Consider the following 23,319-nt stretch of genomic DNA (forward strand, 5'->3'; position numbering starts at 1 on the left):
TATCCTCAGATCGCCATTCGGCTGACTTCTTGGTACGCCTGCACGACCTTGTCGCGCACGGCGACCGCCATCTGCAGCGTCTGCTCGGCGGACATCACGGCCTCCACCACGCTCTGGGCCGACACCTTGCCCTGGATATACGACACCGACGCAGCCTCCCCGTTCTTAAGGGTGCCGATGGCGTCGGCGGCAACCTGCTCAAGGACCCCGCCGAAACCGACCGAGGATTGAGCCGCCTGCGGCGCCACCGGTGCGGACGTCGCAACACTGCTTGAGCGAACGACGCCGGCAATGTCTTTTAGAACCGAAACCGCTTCCAACATCATGGACTATGCCCCCTTCAACAGATCGATCGTCATGGCAACCATCGACCTCGCCTGCTTGATCACCTGCAGATTGGCCTCATACGAGCGGTTGGTTTCCCGCATGTCCGCCATTTCGATCAGCATGTTCACGTTCGGCAGCTTGACATAGCCGTCCTGGCCGGCCGCCGGATGAGTTGGCTCGTAGTCGACCCGAAACGGAGCGCGGTCGACACCGATGTCCTTGATCTTCACGACCCGCACGCCCGCCGCGCGATCGACCTCCGCCGAGAACGTTGTGGTCTTGCGTCGGTAGGGCTCGGCACCGGGCGTACGGCCAGTGGAGTTGGCGTTTGCCATGTTCTCGGATACGACGCGCATCCTGGTCGACTGCGCCTCAAGTCCCGAACTGGCGATTTGAACTGATGCCTGCAGCGGATCGATCATCAAGCCTCGCGTTAGCTCTTCGCACCGGTCATGAACATGCGGTGAAACGATTTGACGATTGCGACGTTCAACGAATAGTCCTTGTTGATATCGCCCGCCTTGAGCATTTCCTGCTCGAGACTCACCGAGTTTCCGGAGTGAACGACTTCCCAGCTATTCTCCTTGCGCGTGCCCTGCGGACGTACAAGCGAGCCGGTGGTCATATGTTTCGGAGATGTGACTGCGAGCGGCACGACTTTGGTATCGAGTATCTTGTCGAACGGCTCGATATCCTGCGCTCGGTAGCCCGGCGTATTTGCATTGGCTACGTTCGACGAAATCGTGGACTGTCGAAGCGACAGCCAGCGCGCGTGAGATGAGGCAAGATCGAAGAGATAAACGGGTCCCACAACGTCCTCGTCACAGTGGTCCTATGACGATCGTATACGAACCCAAACTTGTCCGAGGCTGGTGAAATCTCCGCCATTGATGCGAAGCGTTTCTCACACACCCGCCTTCTGCTTGCGTGAATGCAGGAAATAGATGATCTCGGCGACCGGACGAAAGAACTCTTGCGGAATCACCCGGTCGACCTGAGCGGCACCGTACATGGATCTCGCAAGCATCTTGTCCTCCACGACCGGCACGTTGTTCTGCTCGGCAATTTCCCTGATCTTGAGCGCGATGAGATCCTGCCCCTTCGCAAGCACGGTGGGAGCTGCATCTTCGCCATGTCGATATTTCAGGGCGATCGCATAGTGAGTGGGATTGGCCACGACCAACGTCGCGCGGGGAACCGCAGCCAGCATCGACTTTCGCGCCCGATCGCGGGCCAATGACCGCAGCCGCGACTTGACCAGCGGATCGCCTTCCGCCTGCTTGAATTCGTCCTTGAGTTCCTGCCGCGTCATGCGCAGGTCGCGCCGCCAGTGGAATCGTGCCCAGACGAGATCGAGTGCCACCAGCACGATCGTGGCAATGCTGATTGCCGATACGAGCCGCATCGCAGTCGTCAAGATAAGTTCCGGAACGCCGGTCGGGTCGCTAAACAAAGAATTCACGGCCACAGCCTCCTCGGCCCGCAATACGATGGCCACCACAAGGCCTATCGCAAAAAACTTAAAAGCGGCCTTCAGGAACTCGATGCGCCCCTGACTGCCGAATAATCTTCCCCATCCCTGAGAAATCGAAATACGTGAGGCCTCGGGCTTTATCCTTTCAAACACCAGACGCGGAGCGTTCTGCAGGAACGAAGCCGCCAGTCCGGCTATTGCAAGGACAACCACGATTGGAAGCAGCAGGGCGGCCGAACTGCTTCCAATAACCACCATGAATTCCAACGCATCCGCACCGTTACGGATGCGAATCCCGGAGGGATCATCGATCAACCGGCTCAGCGTCGATGCCAGTTTCCGGACACTGTCGACCGTAAGGAAGCTCAGGATGATGAGGAACGCGATCATGGACGAGAAGATCGACGCCTCACGCGAGACCGGAATTTTGCCCTTCTCGACGGAGTCTCTTATCTTGTTTTCCGTCGGCTCTTCGGTCTTGCTCTCCTTGTCGGGTCCCTCGGCCATAACCGTCAGTCTTTACGTGAATACCGGCCCATCTTCCTGATCCGGATTGAGCTCGATCTCTCCTCGCCCGGCCATGTCGAGCGCAAGGTCCGTGATCGCGCGGCGCGCCTCCAGGATTTCGCGCTGGTTCGAAGGGACACTGCTGGCAAGCTCGCCCTCGACCATCCGGCGCGTCCGCGACGCCAGCGACGACAGAATGAGCTCGCGAAAGCTCGTATCCGTTCCCTTCAGCGCTATCACCGTGCGATCGGTCGGGACCTGGTCGAAGATCAGCATGCGCGCCTTGGCGGCGAGATTGACGATATCGTCAAACGTGAACAGCATCCCCTTCAGTATCTCCGCCGACTTCGGTCGCGATTCGGAGAGATTCTTCAGCGATTCCTCCATCTGCGTCCGCTCCATCTTGTTGATGATGTCGGCCATGCGAGGATAGGTGTCGGATGCGAGGTTGCGCCCGAAGTTGATCATGAAGTCTTCGTGCATGGTCTTCTCGATGACCCCCATCGCCTCCTCGACAACGGGTTTCAGGCTCAGCATGCGGCGCATCAGATTGTGCCGCAAATCCGCCGGCAGCAGGCTCATCACGCGCGCGGCGCATGCGGGCTTTACCCTGGAAAGGATCAAGGCGGCCGTCTGCGGATGCTCCTTGAGCAGATAGTTGGCCAGCAGGCTTTCGGACACGGAAGAGACCCGTTCCCACACCGACTTGGTCTTGTTGCCGAGCACCTCCGATATGATGTCCGTGACCTGCTCGGGAGGAAGAACGCCGGTCAGCAGTTTCTCCAGCTCGCCAACCGTTCCGAAGATGTTTGGCCCGGTCGTGAAGTGCTGGGCGAACTCCTCGATGATCGCCTCGAGCTCGGGACCTGAAATAGGCTTCAATTCCGCCGCTGCGCGCGTGACGATCCTGATCTCGTCCGGATCGAATTCCTTTAGGACGCCGCCGGAGAGCTCCCGACCCATGGCCAGAAGGAGCGCGGCAACCTTCTCAGTGCCGCTCAGCGGCCTGGCTTCGGAGCTACGCTTTGCAGGTGCATTGAACGCCATTCGGGCAGATCCCTTACGCCTCTACATCGCCTGGGGATCCTCCGACGATTTCGGTGAGCGACACGCCGAATCGCGAGTTCTCGTCCTCCACGACGACAACCGCGCCGCGCGCCACGATTCGGCCGTTGACAACCACCTCCACCGGCTCGCCGACGCGATGATCCAGCGGAATGACGGCGCCTCGCCCCAGCTTCATCAGATCGGCGACCGGCATCGTCGCCGAGCCAAGCAGAACCTGGACAGTGACCGGAATGCGCAGGATCGGCTCGAGGTTTGTAAGCCGGCTGGTTTCCTCCGCCGCGCGCGCAGCAAGATCCGCGAGTTTTCCGAACGCGGCTCCTCCCAGCTTGGCCGCCTCCGACGGATTCGCTGTCGGGGAGGCGGCTGATTCGGTTTCGAATGGCTGCTTCATTTCACTTGCTTTCTCGGCAATTTCATATTCCGGCGATCATGCCAATTATATCTACCTGCGGGACACATCGGCGCGAGTTTCGATATCGGTGATTGCCTTGCGCGCCTCTTCGATCTTGCTTCCGAGGATATTGACGAGCTGCTTTCCGTCGGCACTGAACTCCCGCACCATGAGCACCATGTCATCCATGGTTTCGGTGGTCTTGCCGAGAATGAAAGCGAAATCGCCCTGGCTGGCGCGCAGGTGAACGAGCTCCCGGTGCATCCTCGTCACACGGATGGTGGTGACAAGCAGCGCCGCCAGGAGAATAAGGTCAACGAGATAGGATGCCATCGATGAACTCCCGCTTTTGATCCGCCGATTCCTTGACTTGCAGCGAATAGACCCCGTTGAGCTGCCCCATTTGGCACCAGAACAGCCGCTGATTGTTGCACTCGAGCCTCACGAGAGTGCTCGGCGTGGCATTCAGCTCGATCACCTGACCTACCTGAAATCCCGCGACTTCGCCGAGAGTGAGCGAGCGCTCCTCGAGCACCGCTTTCAGCACCACCTCGGTGCGCTGGATCTCGTTGTGGAGCTGCTTGCTCCAGTTCGGGTCCGTGGATACGGACTCTCCGGACACGATCTGCGAAAGCGCCTGGCGGATAGGATTGAGAACCGCGTGCGGAATGACGATGAACATCTCGCCACCGCGGTCCAATCCCTGGACCAGAATCTTGGCATATACGGCCATGTTGTTGAGCCGGCCGATAGCCAGATAATCCATCCGCGTCTCGACGCGTTCCAGATTGAACTGGACCTCCGAAGCGCGCGAGAACGACGATTGCAATGCCTTGCCGAAGCGTTCGAACAGCGCTTCTGCAACATGCAGCTCCACGTTCGAGAAAACGCGCGGCATGTCCAGCGGTGGTTCCGCCCCGTCGGAGCCGAACAACAACTCTACCATCGTGTATACGAAGTCGCGATCGAAGCCGATGAGGATTCGGCCGTCCCACGCCTGCGCGTAGAACACCGCCACGATCGCCTCTGATTCGCGGCCGTCGAGAATCTCGGAAAGACGGTCGCTACCGACACCGGTCAGCGAAAAATACGACTGCGACGGCGACATCGACCGGAGACTCTCGGCGCAGAGGTTGGTCATCTGATCGAAGATCACATGCAGCATCGGCATGCGATCGACCGAGATTCCGGCAGCTCCGAGCAGTTGATCCGGAGCCGGCTCGTGCCGCAGCGGCTTGCTTTCCGACATCAGGCCTTCGCTCCCGCCACTTTCGCCACCTGCTCACCGCCGCCGCCCTTGGCCGCGCCGGCAATGGTCTCGTTTTCCACCACGTCGATCGAGGGACGATCGCCAGGTCCGATCATCTTGCGGCCATGCTCGATTGCGATCTGCGGCAGCGCGCCGTTCATGAAGGCAAGTAGCGTCTGCTTGACGATGATGTACATCCGGCATTGCTGCTCACGCACCATTTTGACCTTGTGGGCCAAAGGCGCAACAAGGCCGTACGAGAGAAAAATTCCGGCAAATGTTCCAACCAGCGCCGAACCGATCAGGCCACCGAGAAGCTTGGGCGACTGATCAAGCGCCCCCATCGCCTTGATGACACCCAGGACCGCGGCCACGATCCCAAGCGCCGGCAGGCCTTCCGCAACCATCATCAGAGAATGGTACGGCTTGAGCTTGCTACGAACTATCGTTTCGATCTCTTCGTCCATCAGCGCCTCGATCTCATGCGGTCGCGCGCTTCCCATGACGATCAGGCGAAAATAGTCGCAGATGAAATGCACGAGAGAATCGTTGGCAAGTACGGTCGGGAAGTTCTGGAAGATCTCCGACGATGACGGGTCGTCAATATGCGCCTCGACTTCATTGCGCCCCTTGTTGCGCACCTCGCGCATGAGCGCGTGCAGAAGTCCGAGCAGGTCGAGATAGTGGCGCTGCTTCGGCACCGCCACGGTAAGCGCCTGCACGATCCCGACCCCCGTGTCGATGACGACTTTCCAGGGGTTCGCGACAATATAGGTGCCGATCGCCATGCCGGCGATGATGACGAACTCCCACGGCTGCCAGATCACGCTGACATGCCCACCCATCGCCACGAAGCCGCCCAGCAGGCTCGCGATCGTGACGATGACGCCAAAAAGAATGCTCAAGCCCACCGCTCCGAATTGGGACACATTCGTTTAGGCAGCGATCCTTGCACGAAGCTGTCACTGGACCGGCGCGAACAGCCTCACACAAGCTTGCCGGTCGATTTTTCAGGCAGTCTTAATCCCTGTGTGCGCGCAGGAGCCGCTTTCGCGATGGTGTCCCACGATCGCAAATTATCGGAGATCTCCGGCAATCCGGCTCGATCTCCGAGCGGACGGCGCGCAGCAACCTGAAGATCGGACGATAGCCGGTATGCAATCAGCGCTCTATGTCAGCCTTTCCGCTCAGGTCGCCGTCGAAAAGAGGCTTGAGACCATCGCCAACAATCTGGCGAACATGAAGACGACCGCTTTCCGCGCCGACGCGGTGAAGTTCGAAACGGCAATGTCGCGCGCCGCATCCCAGCCCGTCGCCTTCTCGACCCCCGGAGAAAACTTCATCTCCCGAAGGCCCGGAAGCGTGACGCGGACCGAGAATACGCTCGACGTCGCCGTCATCGGCAACACATGGATGGGCTTTACCGGTCCCACCGGCACGGCTTACACGCGGGACGGCCGGATGCAGATCAACCGCACTGGCGAATTGCAGACCGTTTCAGGGTTCCCCGTGCTCGATGCAGGCGGCACGCCGATCATCGTCGATCCCGAGGGCGGACCGCTGACGATCTCGCGAGACGGGACCATTACACAAGGCATAAACCAGGTCGGAGTGCTCGGCCTGTTCGACATTCCTGCCGGCGCAAAGCTGGAGCGCTACGGCAATTCGGGGGTCATTCCGGACCGTGCCGCGACGCCCGTCGTCGATTTCATGTACACCGGCTTCCAGCAGGGCTATGTCGAGGAGTCCAACGTCGATCCGCTATCGGAGCTGACACAGTTGATCACCGCCTCGCGCGCGTTCCAGAGCGTCACCTCGCTTGTCGAGGGCTCCGAGGGCACGATGCAGAATGCGATTCGCTCGCTTGGCGAACCGCCCAAGGCATAGCAGCCAGCAACACAGGAGCCTGGTGACCGAATGAATGCGCTGGAGCGGCTGGAATCGACGCTTTCGTCGCTCCGCAAGGACGTGCCGACGGTCCGGGTAGGCGGCACCGTTTCAGAGGTCGCGCCAACGCATTACCGCGTCTCGGGCCTCTCGCGATTCGTAAGACTGGGAGAGTTGATCGGGCTCGAAATCGATGGCCAGGTACAACTCGGCGAGGTCGTTCGTATCGACGGCAACGGCGTCACTGCCAAGCCATTCGATTCCCACATCGGGGCAGGCCTGGGCCTCGTTGCCTATCGTCATCCACCAAAGACGATCTCGCCGCATCCAAGTTGGAAGGGCCGGGTGCTGAACGCCCTTGCCGAGCCGCTCGACGACGCTGGCACGTTGCACGTCGGGGACCGGGTGATGTCAACGGATGCAAGCCCGCCGCCCGCCATCAGCCGCGCCCGGGTGCGCGCACCGTTGCGGACGGGAGTGCGGGTGCTGGACCTGTTTACGCCGCTCTGCGTCGGGCAACGTATTGGTATTTTCGCCGGGTCAGGCGTCGGCAAGACGACGTTGCTGTCCATGATCGCGCAAAGCCAGGGTTTCGACACCGTCGTCACGGCCTTGGTCGGCGAACGCGGCCGCGAGGTACGCGAATTCCTCGAGGAGGCACTGGTTCACCATCAATCGCGCGCGATCACGGTGGTGTCCACGAGCGACGAGAGCCCGATGATGCGCCGCCTGGCGGCAAAGACCGCCACCACGATCGCCGAATATTTTCGGGATCGCGGCGAATCGGTGCTGCTGATCGTCGATTCGGTCACACGCTTCGCTCACGCGGCCCGCGAAATAGCACTGGCCACCGGCGAGCCGGCGGTTGCGCGCGGCTATGCCCCAAGCGTCTTCAGCGAGTTGCCGCGCCTTCTCGAACGGTCCGGACCCGGCATCGACGGACAGGGCTCAATCACCGGCATTTACTCCGTGCTCGTCGATGGCGATGATCACAATGAGCCGATAGCGGATACGGTGCGCGGCACTCTCGATGGGCACATCGTGCTTGACCGGGAGGTCGCAGATCAAGGGCGCTATCCCGCCGTCAATGTACTCTCATCGGTATCGCGCCTGGCCCAACAGGTCTGGACCGCGGACGAGCGCAATCTGCTGCGAAAATTGCGCGCCATGATCGCGCGCTTCGAGGACACGCGCGATCTGCGCTTGATGGGCGGCTATCAGCCGGGTCGCGACGGCGAACTCGATCAAGCCGTCCAACTCGTTCCGAAGATCTACGATCTGATGCGGCAAGCGCCGTCGGACCCGCCGAGCCGTGAGCCGTATCAGGAACTGCTGAACCTCATCAAGGCCGCAATCGAGTAGCGGTTTGCCTTTCCGGGAGGCCAACCTCGGAAGGTCACTGTAGCTTTGTTGTTCCTGACACTCGCCGAGTTTCTCATAGCAAGAAGGCAAGCGCCGCCTCGCAGCGATCTTCTATCTTCAGCGTGAGCAGGTGATCGGCACGGGTCCGACCGAGATTGACGGCCGCGATCGGCAGACCATTTTGAGCGGCCATCTGCGCGAACCGAAAGCCGGAATAGACCATGAGCGAGGAACCGACGATCAACATGCCGTCGGCTTCGTTCAAATGGCTCTTAGCGGTGGCAACGATCTCGCGCGAAACATTTTCGCCGAAGAAGACGACATCCGGCTTGAGAACGCCCCCGCACACGCGGCAAGCCGGTACGACAAAGCTTGAGAAATCCTCGTTCTCGACGTCAGCGTCCCCGTCCGGAGCGTCCGCGGCGTCCAAACCGAGCCACGCGCCGTTCAAGCGAGCCAGCTCATCCTGAAAAGTCGACCTCGGCATCGTCGATGCGCATCCCAGGCACCGAACCATATCAAGTCGTCCATGCAGGTCGATGACCTGCCTGCTGCCCGCAGCCTGATGCAGCCCATCCACATTTTGCGTCAGGAGAACCTTGCTTCGTCCCTTCGCTTCCAGCTTGGCCAGCGCATGGTGGGCATCGTTGGGCAATGCACGGCCAAACCTCCGCCACCCGATCAGACTCCGCGCCCAATAGCGCTGCTGGGTCGCGTGCTCACGAATGAAGGCCTGGTAGGTGACCGGCGGCGTTCGCTTCCACTTGCCGTCGCTATCGCGATAATCCGGAATGCCGGAATTTGTGCTGCAGCCTGCTCCCGTCAGGACGAACAGACGTGAGTGGCGGTTGATGAAGTCCTCGAGCGCATCGTCTTGCATGGCCGGGAGTATTTAGTGCGTCGGTGTCGCTGACGCCAGTAGGAGCCCGCGAGCTTGTGCGCCGGGCTCCGGACGGGGACCGCTCTCCACACCAACTTCGGCCGAGCCTTGCTTGCCGAGGAGGCCCGCCGATGGCCTCTGCTTCGCAGGCTTCTCAGGGGGATAGAGTGGAGCGCGTCGCTCTATCCGCGGCAATATTCGCACATAGCGCGGAGCGGGAACGCGATGCCTGAACCGACCACCGCGTTCCCGTTTGAAAAGTGTCAATCCGATTGATTTGCGATGGCGGTAGGGTCCATCCACATCGGTTCGAAGACATGGCCATCCGGATCCTCGAACGAGCGGAGATACATGAAACCCATGTCCTGGGGCGGCCGGACATCGGCCTTGCCGCCGGTGATCGCGGCGGCTTCGCAGATCGCGTCCACCTCCTGGCGCGATGCGCGCGACAGGGCGATCAGCACTTCGCTCACATTCGCGGCGGCGATCGGCTTTGCCGAGAAGCTTGCAAAATAATCATGCGTCAGAAGGTGGAATGTAATCGTGTCCGACCATGCCATCATGGCTGCCTGGTCGGTGCTGAACTGCTCGTTCTTCTTGCAACCAATCGCCTCATAGAAGCGAGTCGCTGCAGCAAGATCCTTTACCGGCAGGTTGAGAAAGATCATCTTGGTCATTCAAGTTCTCCAGTAATCATGTGCGGGCAGTAGCATGACGAGACGTCATCGCGCTGTTCGCGACGACGGCTCGGAACGTAGCGGCGTCGCCGCTGACCGCATTGATCTTTGGTAAGAAATCGCCTCAGCGCGAATCCGGCCCGCCATAGGCAATGGCCCGTCTCAGGCGACTGAGACTCTCCGGAGTGATGCCGAGCCATGCCGCGATGTGATGCTGCTTCAAGCGCCTGTGCAGGTCCGGCATCTTGTCGATGAAGTTCCGATAGCGCTTCATCGCATCGTCGTGGCGGAACGATATCTCGTCCGGCTCTTTCTCGATGATCCAATGCTGCTCCATGTAGCTGATGTAGAAGGCGGCGATATCGGAAAATTTGGAAACGAGCTTCCTGAACGCGGCGACATCATATTCCAGCACCGTGCTGTCCTCGATCGCCGTGATGGTGAATCGGCTCGGTTCGCCGAGGAGCGTCGCGCTGACCGAAGCCGCAATGCGGTTCTCCGAGCAAAAGTGCCGGCGCGGTCGGCTTCTTCGGCGAACTGTTCTTCCGGATGTTCACCTGCGGCGCTTTCTACAAATGCTTGTGTTTGAAGCGCTGTCGCGATGTATAATCCCGTTCTCAACCGATCTCGGCGTCCTGCTGTAATTACTCCTGTTCGCCAAGAGCGCGCGGATCGCTTCGTTTGCTCCGCGCGCAAGGCCTTATGAGGCATGATTGCCCTCCGTAACGGCGGTCACCAGCCTGACAAATGCCAGCATTCCGGGATCGTCGAGGCCGCGGCTCTTGTCGCCGAACATCCGCGCACGGCCGATCCTGCAGGGTTTGTCGTTGAAACCGGCCAACACAGCGGCGGCACCCTGCCGCGCGGCGCTGACCACCGCTGTCCAGTCCGACTTGCCCGTAACCGCCTTGGCAACGGCATCGATCGCGTCGATGACCGTCTTGTCACCGAGCGCCGATTGGCCGCGCTTCAGCATCGCGTCACGCACATCAGCAAGGATCGGACCCAGCTCCGAGGCGGCAAGCTCGGTGCGGCCTTTCGTGGCGCGAGCGAACGCGAGAAGTCCGGTCGCAAATAGCGTGCCAAGGCTGGAGCCGGTGGCAGCCGCGGCCGCCTGTGCAAGAGCGCCGCAGACACGGCCGAGATCGTCGCCGTCCTTCGCATCCACCGACGCCAGCCGCTCAATCACCCTGGCAAGCATACCGCCCGTGTCGCCATCGCCCAACTTCGCGTCGGCAGCATTGAGTTCTTGTTCGAGCTGCGGCATGGCGGCATGAGCGCGCGACGCTGCCGAAATGAGGGACTTTGCCGACAGCATCAGCCGACCGTCCAGAATGGGCAGTATGCGGGAGCAGCGAGAAGGCGTTCCAGTTCCTGGTCGAGGAAGCAAAGGCTGATCGAGGCGCCGGCCATCTCCATCGACGTCACATAGGGACCAACAAGCGGCATCACGATGTGTAGCCCGCGTGCCGCCAGGAGTTGGGCCGCTTTCCTGTAGAGGATGAACAGCTCTTCCAGCGGCGTCGCACCCAGGCTGTTGACGAGGATGGAGACCCGATTGCCGCAGCCCCGCGGCTGCTCCGCCAGAAGGCGCTCGATCATTTCGGTCGCGATCTCGTCAGCGGATCTCAGCTTGTCGCGCCAGATGCCGGGCTCGCCGTGAATGCCGATGCCCATCTCCATCTCATCCTCACCGACGGTGAAGGTCGATCTGTCCGCGCCGGGCACGCGGCAGGGCGCGGTCGCCATGCCGATGGTACGGGTCGCATCGACAGCTTTCTGCGCGATCTCGGCGACATCGGACAGGCTGGCCCCCTCCTCTGCGCGTGCGCCGGCGATCTTGTAGGCGTAGACGATGCCGGCGACACCACGCCGCTTGCGCGCCTCCTGAGGCGAGGCGCTGGCGATGTCGTCGCAGCCAAGCACGGTGCGCGTTTCGACGCCATCAAGCTCAAGCATCTCGGCGGCCATGTCGAAATTCATGCGGTCGCCGCCATAATTGCCATAGAGCAGCAGCACGCCGGCGCCACCATCAGCAAGCTTGATGGCCTCGGTGCAGGAGGCCACATTCGGTCCCTCGAAGACGTTGCCGATGGAGCAGGTGTCGAGCAGCCCCTTGCCGACATAACCGGTGAAGAGCGGCAGATGCCCCGAGCCTCCGCCCGAGACGATGCCGACCTTCCCCTGACGCGCGCCTTCCGCCCTGCGCACCACGCGCTTTGCCTCTCCGCCCAGAGCAAGCGAGGGATTGGCCGCCACGAGGCCGGCAAGCATCTCGTCAACATAGTCCGAGGGTGAGTTGATGATTTTCTTCATGAGAAGCCCTCCTGAATGGCACAAGGTCAGTTGCCGATACGCGCTTCGGTCCCGGGATCGAACAGATGAATGACGGGGTCGAACGCCAGCTTGATGACGTCCCCTACAGCAGCCGTGATGCGCTCCCGGACAACGGCCGTGACTGGCGTCGTGCCGACACGAAGCTGCAGCACGGTCTCGGCACCGGTCGGCTCTATCAGCAATATGGTCCCGTCCACGCCCGCTTTGCCGACGTGGATGTGCTCCGGCCGGATGCCGAAGATCACCTTCCGTCCGTCCTGCATGCCCGGCGCCGAACAGAGATCTACGCCGCCATCGGCGATGATGCGCCCGCCGCTCGCGATCGCCGGAATGAAGTTCATCGCCGGCGAGCCGATGAACCCGGCCACGAACTTGTTGACCGGCTTGTCGTAAAGATCCAGCGGTCGTCCGACCTGCTCGACCGTGCCGCCGCGCAGCACGACGATCTTGTCGGCCATGGTCATCGCCTCGATCTGATCGTGCGTGACATAGACCGTCGTGGTCTTGAGCCGCTGGTGCATGTTCTTGATTTCGGAGCGCATCTGCACGCGCAGTTTGGCGTCGAGGTTCGACAACGGCTCATCGAACAGGAACACTTGCGGGTTGCGCACGATGGCGCGGCCCATGGCCACGCGCTGCCGCTGGCCGCCGGAGAGCTGGCGCGGATAGCGTTCCAGATAATTGTCAAGGTCGAGAATGGACGCCGCCCGACGCACCAGCTTTTCGATCTCTGCCTTCGGACGCTTCTGCAGCCGCAGCGCGAAACCCATGTTTTGAGCGACCGTCATCTGCGGGTAGAGGGCGTAGTTCTGAAACACCATCGCAATGTCACGGTCTTTCGGCGCGACGTCGTTGACAACGCGGCTGCCGATGCTGATCGCGCCGGAACTGATGACCTCCAGCCCGGCGATCATGCGCAGCAGCGTGGACTTGCCACAGTCCGACGGCCCGACGAGCGTGACGAACTCGCCGTCTTCGATGTCGACCGAAATCCCGTGGATCACCTCAAGAGAGCCGTAGCGCTTGCGCACGTCCTTGATCGTTACAGTACTCATTGCATGTTTCTTCCTTCGCGAAGGGCGAGCCCGCGTCAGCCCTTGACCGCGCCCGCGGTCATGCCCGCGACGAGGTACTTGCGCATCAGCACCGAGAAGAGCAGCACAGGCATCATGATCAGCGTGCCGCCGGCGGCGATCTTGCCCCACTCCCAACCTTCGTAGTTCATGAAGTTCACGACCTCGACGGGAGCGGTCATGGCGCTGTTGCGGGTCAACGTCAGGGCGAAGAAGAAGTCGTTCCAGGAATAGAGGAAGCACAACATTGCCGTGGTGGCGATCGCCGGAGTGGACATCGGAAGAACGATCAGCACGAATGTCTTCCAGAGGCTGGCACCATCTATCCAGGCGGCCTCTTCCAGCGCGCGCGGCGTCCCATCGAAGAAATTGCGCATCAGCCACACGACCAGCGCGAGATTGAAAGTCAGGTAGACGATGATGAGGCCGGTCTTCGTGTCCAGTAGTCCAAGATTGCGGTAAACGAGGAAGTAGGGAATGGCGAAGGCGACCGGCGGCGCCATTCGCGAGGCCAGGATAAGCAGCGAGAACGTGCGCTCGCGACGCATGGTGGCGCGCGACAGCGCGTAGGCGCCGGGCGTTCCGATCATCAGCGCCAACGCGGTCGAAACCGTGCTGGTGACGATGCTGTTCCAGATCGACACCGAGAACCGGCCAGTCCACAACCCTTCGTAGTTCTTCAGCGTCGGCTTGAAGAACAAGCCATCTATTCCGGTGAAGAACTCGTCCGACGGCTTGAAGCTCATCACCACAAACCACAGGAAGGGCAACAGCGTCAGGATCGCGAGCACGATGACGAGCGTGTTGGCAAGAATGCGTTCGCGACGTGGCAGATAGGAGGGAGCGTTAGTCGACACGGGACTCTCCTGCAACGACGCGGATGATGATCCAGCTCAGCAACAGCGTGATCGCAAGCAGCACCATGGTGACTGCCGACGAGTAGCCGATATAGCTGTAGTTGAAGGACTGCGAGAAGACGTAATAGTTGGAGACTTCGGTCACGGTGCCCGGCCCGCCATCGGTAAGGATATAGATCAGCGGGAAGGTCTTGATGCTGTCGATCAATCGGAACAGGCCGGCAACCAGGAGCGTGTTCCGCAGATAAGGCAGCGTCACGAACCAGGTGAGCTGCCAGCTTGTCGCGCCGTCAATGCGGGCGGCCTCGCGCAGCTCCTCGGGCATCATCGAGAGCGCCGCCAGGATGATCAGCATCGTGAAGGGAAACCATTCCCAGGTATCGGCGATGATGATCGCGGTCAGCGCCCAATTGGCATCGGTGATCGGCGTCGCGACGGACCAGCCAAGCGCTTTGAATATCCACCACGCCGGGCTGATGTCGGGCGAGTAAAGCACCTTCCAGATGATCGCCACGACGATGGGTGGCAACACCATCGGCACGAGAAACGTCGAGCGCAAGGCCTCCATCAGCGCGGTGCGCATGTTCAGCAGCAAGGCCACGACGAGGCCGAGCAGGAGCTGCAGCACCACGGTGAAGAACGACAGCTTGAGCTGCACCCACAGGCTGTTGTGCAGCCTGCTGTCGCCGAACAGAACCTTGTAGTTGGCCAGCGGGTCCGAGAAATTCCAGGCGGTTCCCGGCGTCGCCAGGCTCAGCGGCGTAAAGCTGGTGACCAGAAGATAGATCGTCGGCAGCAGCGTGACGATGGCGAGGATCACGAGCACCGGCGTCAGCAGCATCCAGAAAAAGCGGATCCGCTGTCGTTCGAAATGGGGAAGCGCGCCGATAGCTGCGCCACGGCCATCGCTGGCCGCGGCGTAATCCGACACCTTGGTGGAGATCGACATTAAAGCGCAACACCGGCCTTGCGCAGATCGGCAACGGCTTCGGCCTGTGCCGTCGCCATGGAAGCCTCCGCGCTCTGCTGACGCGAGGCGATGCGCTCGATCGCCTTGTTGATCTTGTCGCCCACTTGCGGAAAGACCGGGACGGTACGGTAGCTCATGTAGTTGCCCTCGCCGGCCCGCTCCAAAATTTGAAGATAGAGCGCGGCGACATCCTGACCGTTGATGTTGAGCACCTTGCGGTATTCCGGATCGTCGATGATGGACCGGCGCGGAACGGCGAGGCCGCCGCGCTCGAACGCGATACGCCGGAACGTCTCCTTCGAGGTTGCCCACTGAATGAAGGCCCACGCGGCTTCCTTCTGCCGCGCGCCGACCGGAATGCCGTAGCCGTTGGCATTGGAGCCCGGGAACCTGCCGCCGGCGCCCTTCGGGATCATGCCGAAGCGTGTCGTCTCCTTGACCTTGGAATCGGCGCGCTTGGCGAGCGGCAGCACCCAGGCCATCGCGTTGGTGCGAATGTTGGCGCGCCCCTCCGTCTGGCTGCGCAGCGCCTGATCGTCCGTGAACGACAACACGCCCTGCGGGCCGTATTTGCTGAGGAGATCCCCATAATATTGCGCGGCGCGCGCCGCTTCCGGCGTATCGAGCGTCGGCATCAGATCGTCCGGCGCCTTGCGAAACACCTTGCCACCCATGTTCATGAGGTAGGGCGGGAAATTCCAGTGATGCAGCTTGTCGTTCACGTAGGCCGCAACGCCATCCTTGCCATGGACGGCCGCGCAGACCGCAGCGAGCTCTTCGAGCGTCTCTGGGATCTTGAGACCGGCCTTCTCGATCAGGTCGTAACGCGCGATCCCCATCATCATCGCGCCGGCCTCCCAGGCGAAGCCGTAGGTCTTGCCGTCCTTGCCGCGGAACGGGGTCTGGGTGCCGCTGACGAAGTCGTCGGGATTCCACTCCGCGGGAGTCTGGTTGCGATCACTGACGAACGAGTCCAGCGGCGCGAGCCAGCCCGCACCAACCCAGCGCCCCGAATAAGGGAACGTGATGTTGATGAAGTCGTAGCTCGATCCCTGCGTGGAAAGCTCGAGATCCATGCGCTGGTTGTAGACGGGGAAAGCCTGGAGATCGATCTCGACCTTCATCCCTGTCGCCTTCTCGAACTCCGGCAGATAGGCCTTCACATTCTCATGGAAGACGTGCTGGAAGCAGGCGCCGCGAAGCGTGACGCCATCGAACCGCTTCGCCTGGGCCAGCACTGCGGGAGAGCGCAGGCCGACGGCGGCGCCGGCCGTCAGCGCAGCCATCGTCCTCAAGACGTCCCGGCGATTGATGGCGCCGGCCGCCGGGAGAGCAGCATCAGCCGCTTCGGGATTCGCCGCTTCGGGACTCCTGGACATGTTCTTCCTCCGCGCTAGGCACTTTGCGCGCCGATTTTGTGGATATGAGAGACGATCAGCGTCCCGGATCGAACGCGAGCAGGGCTTCGAGCGCCGGACGGATGACCTTCTTCTGCTCTTCACTTGCCGGCGGCATGGGATGCCGCGGCGCCAGGCCGACGTGATCGCCCTGAAGTTCGAGGCAATACTTGACGAGAGCCGGAAGATTCTCGTGGCCCATCAGGTTCCAGAATGGGACGAGCTTGTTATGGATCTTCAGTGCGAGCTCATGATCGCCGCGCTCGACCGCATCCCACAGCGCGACGCAGGGACCCGGCGCGGCCGTCGGCGAAGCAGCCAGAGTGCCTTGCGCACCCATCATGAAGCACGGATACAGAAGGTCATCGATGGCGGCGAGGATCGCCTTGCCCTTCGGCGCGCGGATTACCAGCTCGGCGGCGCGCTTGATGTTGCCCTGGCTCTGCTTGATGCCGATGACGCCCGGGATCTCCTCCAGAATGCGCAGGACGAGCTCGGTGCTGAGCAGATTCCAGGGAATGACGTTGTAGATGACAAGAGGAATGCCGACTGTTTCCCAGATGCGCTTGAAATAGTCGAACATCGCCTGTTCGCCGTAGTCGAACACGTAGAATGTCGGGGTGACCTGCAGCGCGGTGATGTTAAGACCGTTAAGCGCCTTGGCCTTGGCAACCACATCGCGCGTGCTGTTGGAAATGATGCCGGCTACGACCGGCACCTTGCCGTTGACCTCTTCGACAGCAGCCGCAGCGAGCTGACGCAGTTCGGCGGTCTCGAGCGTGAACCCCTCGCCGGTCGAACCGCCGAAGCACACGCCATGCACCTTCTTGCTGAGAATATAGCGGACATGAGACCTGAACTTGGCCTCCTCGATGTTGCCGTCCTGATCGAACGGGGTGACGAGCGCCGGGATGATTCCCTTCAAGGTGGTGCTCATGATTTACGATGACTCCGCAGCTCTAGTTGATCCTGATAAATGGCACCGATAACGGCGCACCTTTTCCTTGTCAAAAATCGTCAACGAATTGAAATTACGTAGCTAATTGCGTTTTCGTCGAAACAATATCCCGATAGTCGGGATAAAATACGAATTTCATCCGTTTGCTCGTAGAACGAGTATCCCATATATTCGGACGTCCAGAGGTCATATTCAGGACGGGAAAACATGGACGCCGTGAACAGCGAGGCGGACAAAGACAGCGGCGCCGAAACCTCCGCGCAGAAGATGCAGAAGGTGCTTCAGTGCTTCTCAGTCCTGGAGCGCAGCCTCAGTGTTTCCGAGATCGCCGAACGAACCGGCATGCCGCGCAGCACCGCGCACAGATGGTGCGTCTCGCTACGCGAGATCGGCTTCCTCGATCAGGATCATACCAGGGACGAGTACCGGTTGGGCCTGAGCCTGCTTCAGCTCGGCAACACCGTGCTGTCGAGCATGGATCTGCAGAAGCAGCAGCGGCCGATCGTCGAATCGCTGACCCAGGCTTCGCAGGAAGGTGTGCATCTGGGTGTATTCGACGGCATCAGCATGGTGTTCGTGTCGCATACTCCGGGTGGACCACTGGTCCGCAACAACTCCACCACGCTCGTCGAGTCATCACCTTGTTATTGCACGAGCGTCGGCAAGGCCGCGCTGGCCTTCCAACCTGCCCCGGTCGTCCAGCGTATCATCGACATGGGCCTGGTGGCCTACACGCGCAACACGATCACCGATCCCGACAAGCTTCGCGAGGAGCTGCGGATCATCCGCGAGCGCGGCTATGCTCTCAACAATGGCGAGTTTGAACCGCATACGCGTTGCATTGGCGCCCCGATCCGCAATGCCAGCGGAAAAGTGATCGCCGCCATCAGCGTCACAGGCACGTCCAAACGCCTGCCCGATAGCCGCGTCAAGAACATTGCCCCGCTTGTGGTCCAGCACGCCGACGCGCTCTCCATTCAGCTTGGCTACCGCATCCGCGGCGTGGCCAGCTAGCGCCTTTCGAGCGAAGCATGCGCTCGGACTTGATCCGAGGGTAGACAGCGGTTCGCGTGAAGAAAACCGTCAGGCTGGCAACCTGCACGACGCCCAGCCGACCGCGGTGAGCTTGGCATCCGATGCGCGGCGCGCCCAGACCTCGAGCTCGACGACACGCACGCCATCGGCCAGCGTGCCCACAGCCGTCACCACGCCCGAGAACGACACCGGATCGAACACCTGCAGCGTGTTGATGAATTTCATCTTCAGCCAGCCTTTGGTAAACCAGGCTGCGCCGAACACCCGCGCCATCAGCTCCGCTGCGGCGCCGTATTCCTGCTGGCCCTGCACGATCAGGGTCGGCAGCTTGCCTTTCTTGGCAATCTGCAGATCGTTGTGCGTATTGCGCACGTATTCGCCGATGCGCGAGAAGACAGCGGTCTGCTCGGCCGTGAAGACCTTGGCGAGCGGCGTCAACACGTCGCCCACAGCCACATCGCTACCGGCCTTCTCGATCCGCCGCGCACAGTCCGCAACCTCTCCCGTCACGCTGCGTTCGGTCGTCTTGCTGCTGCCGCGGCCGGCGATGAGACCCGGCACCGTGCGCAGGATCTCGACGCCGCGGTGTCTGACGATGCTGCGCCCGTCCTCGGCGGTCGCCTGGGCTTCCATGACCACATAGCCTTGGCCGCGCCGCTCATAGGCCTCGACATACTGGCCGGAGAGCGTCACGCGTTCGCCCAGCTTCACCGGACTATCGAACCAGATCTGCTCCTCGGTGTGGAAACCCACCGTCTTGCTGGCACGATAACGCGTGGTGAAGAGCTGGACGAGATCATTGCCCAGCAGCGCCGGATGACCGATGCGCGCACCGTCGAACGGGCTCTCGCCCCGCAGGTACCAGGCACCATAGTCGTCCTGGGTGAAAGCGAAGCGCTTGATCTTGTGATCGTCGATGGTGATCGTCACCGGCCCCAGTTCCTCCGGGATCCGCAGGTTCTCGAACACCGGCTCCTTCAGGCCGGCTTCGAGGTCATCTACGGTCACGGCCCGGCGAGGGTCGGTCAGATCGCGCCAGGGGTTCGGTGCGGCGGTCGATTGGGTCATGGTCACGTCCTGGAAGCGCTCTTCGATTGCTGCGCGAACGGCGGCCGGCTGCGGCTTCGGCCGAATGCAAGGAAACAACGGCCCCCGGCCGGAGTCGGGGATCGGAGCATCAGAAGGTCAGGCGTGAAGGCAGGACCTTCCGCTTGCGGCTCTCCGGGTCATACCACTCGGTCACATTCGACTTGGTGATCAGCGGGGAATCGAAGGCGATCGTCTTCTTGATCGGCTTGCCGCGCAGGATCTGCACCGCGGCCTCGATCCCCTCCGAGCCGAACGGAAGATACTCCCACACGCCGTCGAGATCGCCCTTGTAGATACCTTCCAGTGCCTCGACCGTGAGACCGTCATAGCCGGTGAACCACATCTGGTCCTTGCGCCCCGCCTCTTTGGCGGCGCGCACAGCGCCGAGAGCCATGTCGTCATTATGGCAGTAGACCGCGTCGATCTGCTTGTTGGCCTGGAGCAGATCCTCCATGCCCTTGATGGCCTGGGTGCGGTCGTAGTTGGCGACGATGTGGCCAATGATCTTGATGTCCGGATGCTTCTCGATGACTTCACGCCAGCCTTTCCCGCGCTGCTGGTTGATTACCGATCCAGGCTTGCCCTCGATCTGCGCAATCAGACCTTTGCCGCCGAGCTTCTTGACGTAGTACTCGCCGGCCGAACGCGAGGTCGCCATGGTGTCGGTCGCGAGGTGACACGCGAAATCAACGCCGCCGGCCAGCGGCGAGCTGAGTACCACGATCGGAATCTTGGCTTCATTGATCTGCCTGACCGCGGGCGTGATCGCCTCGGCGTAGTAAGTCGAGATGATGATGATGTCGACGTTGCGGACGAGCAGATCCTCGATGTCGCGGACCTGCTTGGCCGGCTGGTCGTTGGCATCATAGACGACGGTCTTGAGACCGTACTTCTTGGCGGTCTCCTCGATGCCTGCCTGTTGCTGCTTGATCCACTCGGTGTTGGAGAAGGACATCGTGAAGCCGACGGTCTTTCCCTGCACGGCCTGCGCAAACGAGTCTTGTCCCCAGATGGCGCCGGACGCGAGCGCCGCAGCGCCGGCGCCGAGCTTGAGGATGTCGCGGCGGTTCGCCCGCCGCGTTCCGTCGTGGGTCATGATTTCTCCTCCAATTGCGGGCTTCAGCGCCGCTTTCTCCATTCGCTCATGACGACCGCCAGAACGATGATCACGCCCTTGAGCAGCATCTGAGAATAAGGTGACACGTTGAGCAGGTTGAGGACGTTCGATAGGAACGCCATGATCAGCACGCCGAGCACCGTGCCGCCGACACCGCCGACGCCGCCATCGAAGGTGGTGCCGCCGATCAGCGTGGCTGCGATGGCGTCGAGCTCATAGAGCGTGCCGGCATTGGGCTCGCCGACAGTGAGGCGGCTCGCCAGGACCACGCCCGCAAGACCCGCCAGCAGCCCGCTCACCGTGTAGACGAGCACCTTGTTGCGCTCGACTGCGATGCCCGAGAGGCGAGCCGCCTCCTCATTGGCACCGACGGCGTAGACGGCGCGGCCGAACACGGTATAGCGGAGCGTCACAGCCGCGATCAGCCATACGAACGCGAACAGCACCACCGGCGCCGGAACAGGCCCGATGAAGCCGGACCCGAGAAAAGTGAAGGCCGCCGACGCATCGCGCACGATGACGTTGCTGCCTTCCGTATAGATGTAGACGAGGCCACGCACGAAGATCATCGTGCTCAACGTCGCGATGAAAGGCTGCAGGCGCAGGCGCGTGATCAGCAGCCCGTTGACGATGCCGACCGCGACCCCCGCCGCGACCCCGACCAGCACCGCGGCGCCCACGCCGTAGTGCGCGAAGCCGGCGGTCAAGGCGGCCGAAATGCCGACGATGGAGCCGGCCGAGAGGTCGATTCCCCGGTTCAAGATGACGTAGGTCATCCCGATGCTGACGAGGCCGATCATGGTCGCCCCGCGCAACACATTCAGGATATTGCGCGAGGACAGGAAGTACGGCGACAGCAGGCTCGCCACGACGAGCAGCAGCACGAGTGCGAGCACGTTGCTGTAACGCACCAGCAAGCCCAGGGCCCGGTTGTAACCGGAGTTGGCGGATTTGGGAGAGGCCGCGCCTTCCGTGATGGCGGTGTCGGTCATGCGTGAAGCTCTTGCTTGATGGATTGAGCGGGGAGGGCGAGAGCGAGCAGGCTTTCTTCCGTCGCACGGTCGCCCTCGACTTCGCCGGTGATCCGCCCGTCGCTCATGACGAGCACGCGATCGGCCATGCCCAGGATCTCGGGCAGTTCGGAGGAGATGAGCAGGACCGCAATTCCCTCGCGGGCGAGTTGATCGACGAGCGCGTAGATCTCACGCTTGGCGCCCACATCGATACCGCGGGTGGGCTCGTCAAGGATGAGCACGCGCACGCCCTTGAGGAGCCATCGCGCAAGGATGCATTTCTGCTGGTTGCCGCCGCTCAGCACGGCGACCGGCTGCTCGGCATGAGGGGTCCGCACGTTGAGGCGGCCGATAAACGCCCGCGCCTGCTCGGCCTGCTTGCGGCTGTTGAGCACGCCGAAGCGGCTGTGCTTCTCCGGAGCCGCGAACGCGATGTTCTCGCGAACCGAAAGCGGCATGAAGAGGCCGTCGCGGCGATCCTCGGCGATGTAGGACACGCCCTTTCTGATCGCGTCCGCCGGGCTGCGCAGGACGACCGGTTCTCCGTCGATCAGGATGCGCCCCGCCGAGATCGGGGCTGCACCGAACAGGGCGCGCGCCAGCTCCGTTCGGCCTGCGCCGACCAGGCCGGAGAGGCCGAGAATCTCGCCGGCGCACAACGTCAGGCTTGCGTCCCTGAAGCCGTGACCTGAAATCTCCCGCGCCTCCAGCACCGGCTTGCCGGGCACCCTCCCCTTGGCGGGGAAGCGCTCGCCAAGATCACGCCCGACCATGAGGCCGATCAGCACATCCTTGCTGGTCGACGCCACGTCCAGGGTCGTCACCCTGCGGCCATCCTTCAGGACGGTGACGCGCGAGGCGATCCGGAAAATCTCGTCCAGATGATGCGAGATATAAAGAAAGCTGACGCCATCGGCCTGCAGCCCCCGCACGATGGTGAAGAGGCGATCGACCTCCACCGGCGTGAGACTCGCGGTCGGCTCATCGAGAATGATCAGACGCGCCTTGAATGCGAGCGCCTTGGCGAGTTGGATGAGCTGCCGCTGCGCGATCGACAATGCCTCGACCAGGGTACGCGGATCGAGATCGAGGCCGACACGCTCCAGTAATTCGGCGGTCCTGCGATCGGCTTCGGCCCAATCCACCCGTCCCCAGGCCGCCAGCGGCAGGCGTCCCATAAAAACGTTTTCCGAAATGGACAAAGGACTGCAAAGCTTTGGCTCCTGATGCACCATGCTGATCCCGAGCTCGAGCGCCGCGAAGGGATCCGGAATCCGCACCGGACGGCCATCCAGCAAGATTTCGCCGCCATCCGGCGTGTAGATTCCGTCCAGGACCTTCATCAGGGTCGATTTTCCGGCGCCGTTTTCTCCAATAAGCGCATGTATTTCACCGCGCTCGACCAGCAATGACACCTGATCAAGCGCCACCACGCCGGGAAACGACTTCGAAATACCGCGAACATCAAGAAAAGCCGGGACCGGCGCCAAGTATTTCCTCCATCTCACCCGCGTCTCCACAGTTTTGAGACTTGTCGCGCGGTGTATGATCGATATAAAAACGTTTTTATATCGGACGCGCAAGCTGAAAATGCGATCTGGCGGCCGATCACGTTGTGAAATTTTGTGGGGTCCGCCTCACGGTGCCGGGA

At 61.6% G+C, this 23,319-nt stretch carries 26 protein-coding genes; 3 read left to right on the plus strand and 23 right to left on the minus strand.

Translation table 11 applies throughout. From position 1 onward, the window contains the following. Positions 1-5 precede the first annotated feature (5 nt). The 9 genes from fliE to motA form a co-directional block, all read right to left on the minus strand. A complete protein-coding gene (fliE, locus tag AC5ZGW_RS01820) occupies positions 6-323 on the minus strand; it encodes a flagellar hook-basal body complex protein FliE (protein ID WP_130223312.1) in 318 nt (105 codons plus the stop codon). 6 nt (positions 324-329) lie between these two features. Continuing rightward, on the minus strand, positions 330-749 hold the full coding sequence (gene flgC, locus AC5ZGW_RS01825; protein ID WP_028161567.1) for a flagellar basal body rod protein FlgC: 420 nt from the start codon (positions 747-749) through the stop codon (positions 330-332). Positions 750-760: 11 nt separating this feature from the next. After that, positions 761-1,138 (minus strand): flagellar basal body rod protein FlgB, encoded by a 378-nt coding sequence (gene flgB, locus AC5ZGW_RS01830; protein WP_130223165.1) that lies wholly within the window; start codon positions 1,136-1,138, stop codon positions 761-763. A 93-nt stretch (positions 1,139-1,231) separates the two neighbouring features. Next, positions 1,232-2,308, minus strand: a complete 1,077-nt coding sequence (gene flhB, locus AC5ZGW_RS01835) for a flagellar biosynthesis protein FlhB (RefSeq protein ID WP_130223167.1) — start codon at positions 2,306-2,308, stop codon at positions 1,232-1,234. A 12-nt stretch (positions 2,309-2,320) separates the two neighbouring features. After that, a complete protein-coding gene (locus AC5ZGW_RS01840; protein WP_130223169.1) occupies positions 2,321-3,355 on the minus strand; it encodes a flagellar motor switch protein FliG in 1,035 nt (344 codons plus the stop codon). A gap of 13 nt (positions 3,356-3,368) precedes the next feature. Further along, positions 3,369-3,767 (minus strand): flagellar motor switch protein FliN, encoded by a 399-nt coding sequence (gene fliN, locus AC5ZGW_RS01845; RefSeq protein ID WP_130223171.1) that lies wholly within the window; start codon positions 3,765-3,767, stop codon positions 3,369-3,371. Positions 3,768-3,818: 51 nt separating this feature from the next. After that, on the minus strand, positions 3,819-4,100 hold the full coding sequence (locus AC5ZGW_RS01850; RefSeq protein ID WP_130223173.1) for a hypothetical protein: 282 nt from the start codon (positions 4,098-4,100) through the stop codon (positions 3,819-3,821). Then, positions 4,081-4,938, minus strand: coding sequence for a FliM/FliN family flagellar motor switch protein (locus tag AC5ZGW_RS01855; RefSeq protein WP_245287158.1), 858 nt, complete (start codon positions 4,936-4,938; stop codon positions 4,081-4,083). Before AC5ZGW_RS01855 ends, AC5ZGW_RS01850 begins: the two co-directional genes overlap by 20 nt. 77 nt (positions 4,939-5,015) lie before the next feature. Then, the gene (gene motA / locus AC5ZGW_RS01860) at positions 5,016-5,921 is read right to left on the minus strand and encodes a flagellar motor stator protein MotA (protein WP_130223175.1); all 906 of its coding nucleotides are present in this window, start codon (positions 5,919-5,921) and stop codon (positions 5,016-5,018) included. A gap of 250 nt (positions 5,922-6,171) precedes the next feature. On the opposite strand from motA, the gene flgF reads away from it, so the two are divergent. Together flgF and fliI are read left to right on the plus strand one after the other, a co-directional pair. After that, entirely contained in the window at positions 6,172-6,903 is a 732-nt protein-coding gene (gene flgF / locus AC5ZGW_RS01865; RefSeq protein ID WP_130223177.1) for a flagellar basal-body rod protein FlgF, read from the plus strand. A gap of 30 nt (positions 6,904-6,933) precedes the next feature. Next, the gene (gene fliI, locus AC5ZGW_RS01870; protein WP_028161559.1) at positions 6,934-8,265 is read left to right on the plus strand and encodes a flagellar protein export ATPase FliI; all 1,332 of its coding nucleotides are present in this window, start codon (positions 6,934-6,936) and stop codon (positions 8,263-8,265) included. Between the two features lie 73 nt (positions 8,266-8,338). Here fliI and AC5ZGW_RS01875 read toward each other — a convergent pair whose 3' ends face one another. The 10 genes from AC5ZGW_RS01875 to AC5ZGW_RS01920 form a co-directional block, all read right to left on the minus strand. Then, entirely contained in the window at positions 8,339-9,145 is an 807-nt protein-coding gene (locus AC5ZGW_RS01875; RefSeq protein ID WP_130223179.1) for an NAD-dependent protein deacetylase, read from the minus strand. Between the two features lie 263 nt (positions 9,146-9,408). Beyond that, positions 9,409-9,822 (minus strand): VOC family protein, encoded by a 414-nt coding sequence (locus tag AC5ZGW_RS01880; RefSeq protein ID WP_130223181.1) that lies wholly within the window; start codon positions 9,820-9,822, stop codon positions 9,409-9,411. Between the two features lie 124 nt (positions 9,823-9,946). Beyond that, positions 9,947-10,237: a cyclic nucleotide-binding domain-containing protein gene (locus tag AC5ZGW_RS01885; RefSeq protein WP_207230933.1), complete on the minus strand. Its 291-nt coding sequence runs from the start codon at positions 10,235-10,237 to the stop codon at positions 9,947-9,949. A 285-nt stretch (positions 10,238-10,522) separates the two neighbouring features. Further along, positions 10,523-11,140, minus strand: coding sequence for a dihydroxyacetone kinase subunit L (locus AC5ZGW_RS01890; RefSeq protein ID WP_130223183.1), 618 nt, complete (start codon positions 11,138-11,140; stop codon positions 10,523-10,525). Beyond that, on the minus strand, positions 11,140-12,138 hold the full coding sequence (locus AC5ZGW_RS01895; RefSeq protein WP_130223186.1) for a dihydroxyacetone kinase subunit DhaK: 999 nt from the start codon (positions 12,136-12,138) through the stop codon (positions 11,140-11,142). Before AC5ZGW_RS01895 ends, AC5ZGW_RS01890 begins: the two co-directional genes overlap by 1 nt. 26 nt (positions 12,139-12,164) lie before the next feature. Next, positions 12,165-13,214, minus strand: a complete 1,050-nt coding sequence (locus AC5ZGW_RS01900; protein WP_130223188.1) for an ABC transporter ATP-binding protein — start codon at positions 13,212-13,214, stop codon at positions 12,165-12,167. Positions 13,215-13,249: 35 nt separating this feature from the next. Beyond that, positions 13,250-14,089, minus strand: coding sequence for a carbohydrate ABC transporter permease (locus AC5ZGW_RS01905; protein ID WP_207230935.1), 840 nt, complete (start codon positions 14,087-14,089; stop codon positions 13,250-13,252). Next, on the minus strand, positions 14,079-15,038 hold the full coding sequence (locus AC5ZGW_RS01910; protein WP_080663507.1) for a carbohydrate ABC transporter permease: 960 nt from the start codon (positions 15,036-15,038) through the stop codon (positions 14,079-14,081). The genes AC5ZGW_RS01905 and AC5ZGW_RS01910 overlap by 11 nt, the downstream gene beginning before the upstream one ends. Next, on the minus strand, positions 15,038-16,438 hold the full coding sequence (locus AC5ZGW_RS01915; RefSeq protein ID WP_130223190.1) for an ABC transporter substrate-binding protein: 1,401 nt from the start codon (positions 16,436-16,438) through the stop codon (positions 15,038-15,040). Before AC5ZGW_RS01915 ends, AC5ZGW_RS01910 begins: the two co-directional genes overlap by 1 nt. A gap of 55 nt (positions 16,439-16,493) precedes the next feature. Then, on the minus strand, positions 16,494-17,393 hold the full coding sequence (locus AC5ZGW_RS01920) for a dihydrodipicolinate synthase family protein (RefSeq protein WP_028161552.1): 900 nt from the start codon (positions 17,391-17,393) through the stop codon (positions 16,494-16,496). A 228-nt stretch (positions 17,394-17,621) separates the two neighbouring features. Here AC5ZGW_RS01920 and AC5ZGW_RS01925 point away from each other — a divergent pair, with 228 nt between their 5' ends. Next, positions 17,622-18,428 carry an IclR family transcriptional regulator gene (locus AC5ZGW_RS01925; protein ID WP_130223192.1) on the plus strand — a complete coding sequence of 269 codons (807 nt, stop codon included), beginning with the start codon at positions 17,622-17,624 and terminating at the stop codon, positions 18,426-18,428. A 69-nt stretch (positions 18,429-18,497) separates the two neighbouring features. Here the strand turns inward: AC5ZGW_RS01925 and AC5ZGW_RS01930 are convergent, their stop codons facing one another. The 4 genes from AC5ZGW_RS01930 to AC5ZGW_RS01945 form a co-directional block, all read right to left on the minus strand. Continuing rightward, a complete protein-coding gene (locus AC5ZGW_RS01930; RefSeq protein ID WP_130223194.1) occupies positions 18,498-19,517 on the minus strand; it encodes a hotdog family protein in 1,020 nt (339 codons plus the stop codon). 109 nt (positions 19,518-19,626) lie between these two features. Then, positions 19,627-20,634, minus strand: coding sequence for a substrate-binding domain-containing protein (locus tag AC5ZGW_RS01935; protein WP_165435045.1), 1,008 nt, complete (start codon positions 20,632-20,634; stop codon positions 19,627-19,629). Positions 20,635-20,657: 23 nt separating this feature from the next. After that, the gene (locus AC5ZGW_RS01940) at positions 20,658-21,647 is read right to left on the minus strand and encodes an ABC transporter permease (protein ID WP_130223198.1); all 990 of its coding nucleotides are present in this window, start codon (positions 21,645-21,647) and stop codon (positions 20,658-20,660) included. Beyond that, on the minus strand, positions 21,644-23,158 hold the full coding sequence (locus tag AC5ZGW_RS01945) for a sugar ABC transporter ATP-binding protein (RefSeq protein WP_130223200.1): 1,515 nt from the start codon (positions 23,156-23,158) through the stop codon (positions 21,644-21,646). The genes AC5ZGW_RS01940 and AC5ZGW_RS01945 overlap by 4 nt, the downstream gene beginning before the upstream one ends. Positions 23,159-23,319: the final 161 nt, after the last annotated feature.

It is taken from the genome of Bradyrhizobium sp. Crot121, from assembly GCF_059512385.1.

Bases quoted from the DNA above. Each gene is read 5' to 3' on its own strand.
- AC5ZGW_RS01940 (WP_130223198.1), bottom strand. From the start codon at position 21,647: ATGACCGACACCGCCATCACGGAAGGCGCGGCCTCTCCCAAATCCGCC.
- flgC (WP_028161567.1), bottom strand. From the start codon at position 749: ATGATCGATCCGCTGCAGGCATCAGTTCAAATCGCCAGTTCGGGACTT.
- AC5ZGW_RS01920 (WP_028161552.1), bottom strand. From the start codon at position 17,393: ATGAGCACCACCTTGAAGGGAATCATCCCGGCGCTCGTCACCCCGTTC.
- AC5ZGW_RS01855 (WP_245287158.1), bottom strand. From the start codon at position 4,938: ATGCCGATGCTGCATGTGATCTTCGATCAGATGACCAACCTCTGCGCC.
- AC5ZGW_RS01930 (WP_130223194.1), bottom strand. From the start codon at position 19,517: ATGACCCAATCGACCGCCGCACCGAACCCCTGGCGCGATCTGACCGAC.
- AC5ZGW_RS01910 (WP_080663507.1), bottom strand. From the start codon at position 15,038: ATGTCGATCTCCACCAAGGTGTCGGATTACGCCGCGGCCAGCGATGGC.
- AC5ZGW_RS01935 (WP_165435045.1), bottom strand. From the start codon at position 20,634: ATGACCCACGACGGAACGCGGCGGGCGAACCGCCGCGACATCCTCAAG.
- AC5ZGW_RS01850 (WP_130223173.1), bottom strand. From the start codon at position 4,100: ATGGCATCCTATCTCGTTGACCTTATTCTCCTGGCGGCGCTGCTTGTC.
- AC5ZGW_RS01915 (WP_130223190.1), bottom strand. From the start codon at position 16,438: ATGTCCAGGAGTCCCGAAGCGGCGAATCCCGAAGCGGCTGATGCTGCT.
- AC5ZGW_RS01895 (WP_130223186.1), bottom strand. From the start codon at position 12,138: ATGAAGAAAATCATCAACTCACCCTCGGACTATGTTGACGAGATGCTT.
- fliI (WP_028161559.1), top strand. From the start codon at position 6,934: ATGAATGCGCTGGAGCGGCTGGAATCGACGCTTTCGTCGCTCCGCAAG.
- fliE (WP_130223312.1), bottom strand. From the start codon at position 323: ATGTTGGAAGCGGTTTCGGTTCTAAAAGACATTGCCGGCGTCGTTCGC.
- flhB (WP_130223167.1), bottom strand. From the start codon at position 2,308: ATGGCCGAGGGACCCGACAAGGAGAGCAAGACCGAAGAGCCGACGGAA.
- AC5ZGW_RS01925 (WP_130223192.1), top strand. From the start codon at position 17,622: ATGGACGCCGTGAACAGCGAGGCGGACAAAGACAGCGGCGCCGAAACC.
- AC5ZGW_RS01840 (WP_130223169.1), bottom strand. From the start codon at position 3,355: ATGGCGTTCAATGCACCTGCAAAGCGTAGCTCCGAAGCCAGGCCGCTG.
- AC5ZGW_RS01900 (WP_130223188.1), bottom strand. From the start codon at position 13,214: ATGAGTACTGTAACGATCAAGGACGTGCGCAAGCGCTACGGCTCTCTT.
- AC5ZGW_RS01880 (WP_130223181.1), bottom strand. From the start codon at position 9,822: ATGACCAAGATGATCTTTCTCAACCTGCCGGTAAAGGATCTTGCTGCA.
- flgF (WP_130223177.1), top strand. From the start codon at position 6,172: ATGCAATCAGCGCTCTATGTCAGCCTTTCCGCTCAGGTCGCCGTCGAA.
- AC5ZGW_RS01875 (WP_130223179.1), bottom strand. From the start codon at position 9,145: ATGCAAGACGATGCGCTCGAGGACTTCATCAACCGCCACTCACGTCTG.
- AC5ZGW_RS01890 (WP_130223183.1), bottom strand. From the start codon at position 11,140: ATGCTGTCGGCAAAGTCCCTCATTTCGGCAGCGTCGCGCGCTCATGCC.
- fliN (WP_130223171.1), bottom strand. From the start codon at position 3,767: ATGAAGCAGCCATTCGAAACCGAATCAGCCGCCTCCCCGACAGCGAAT.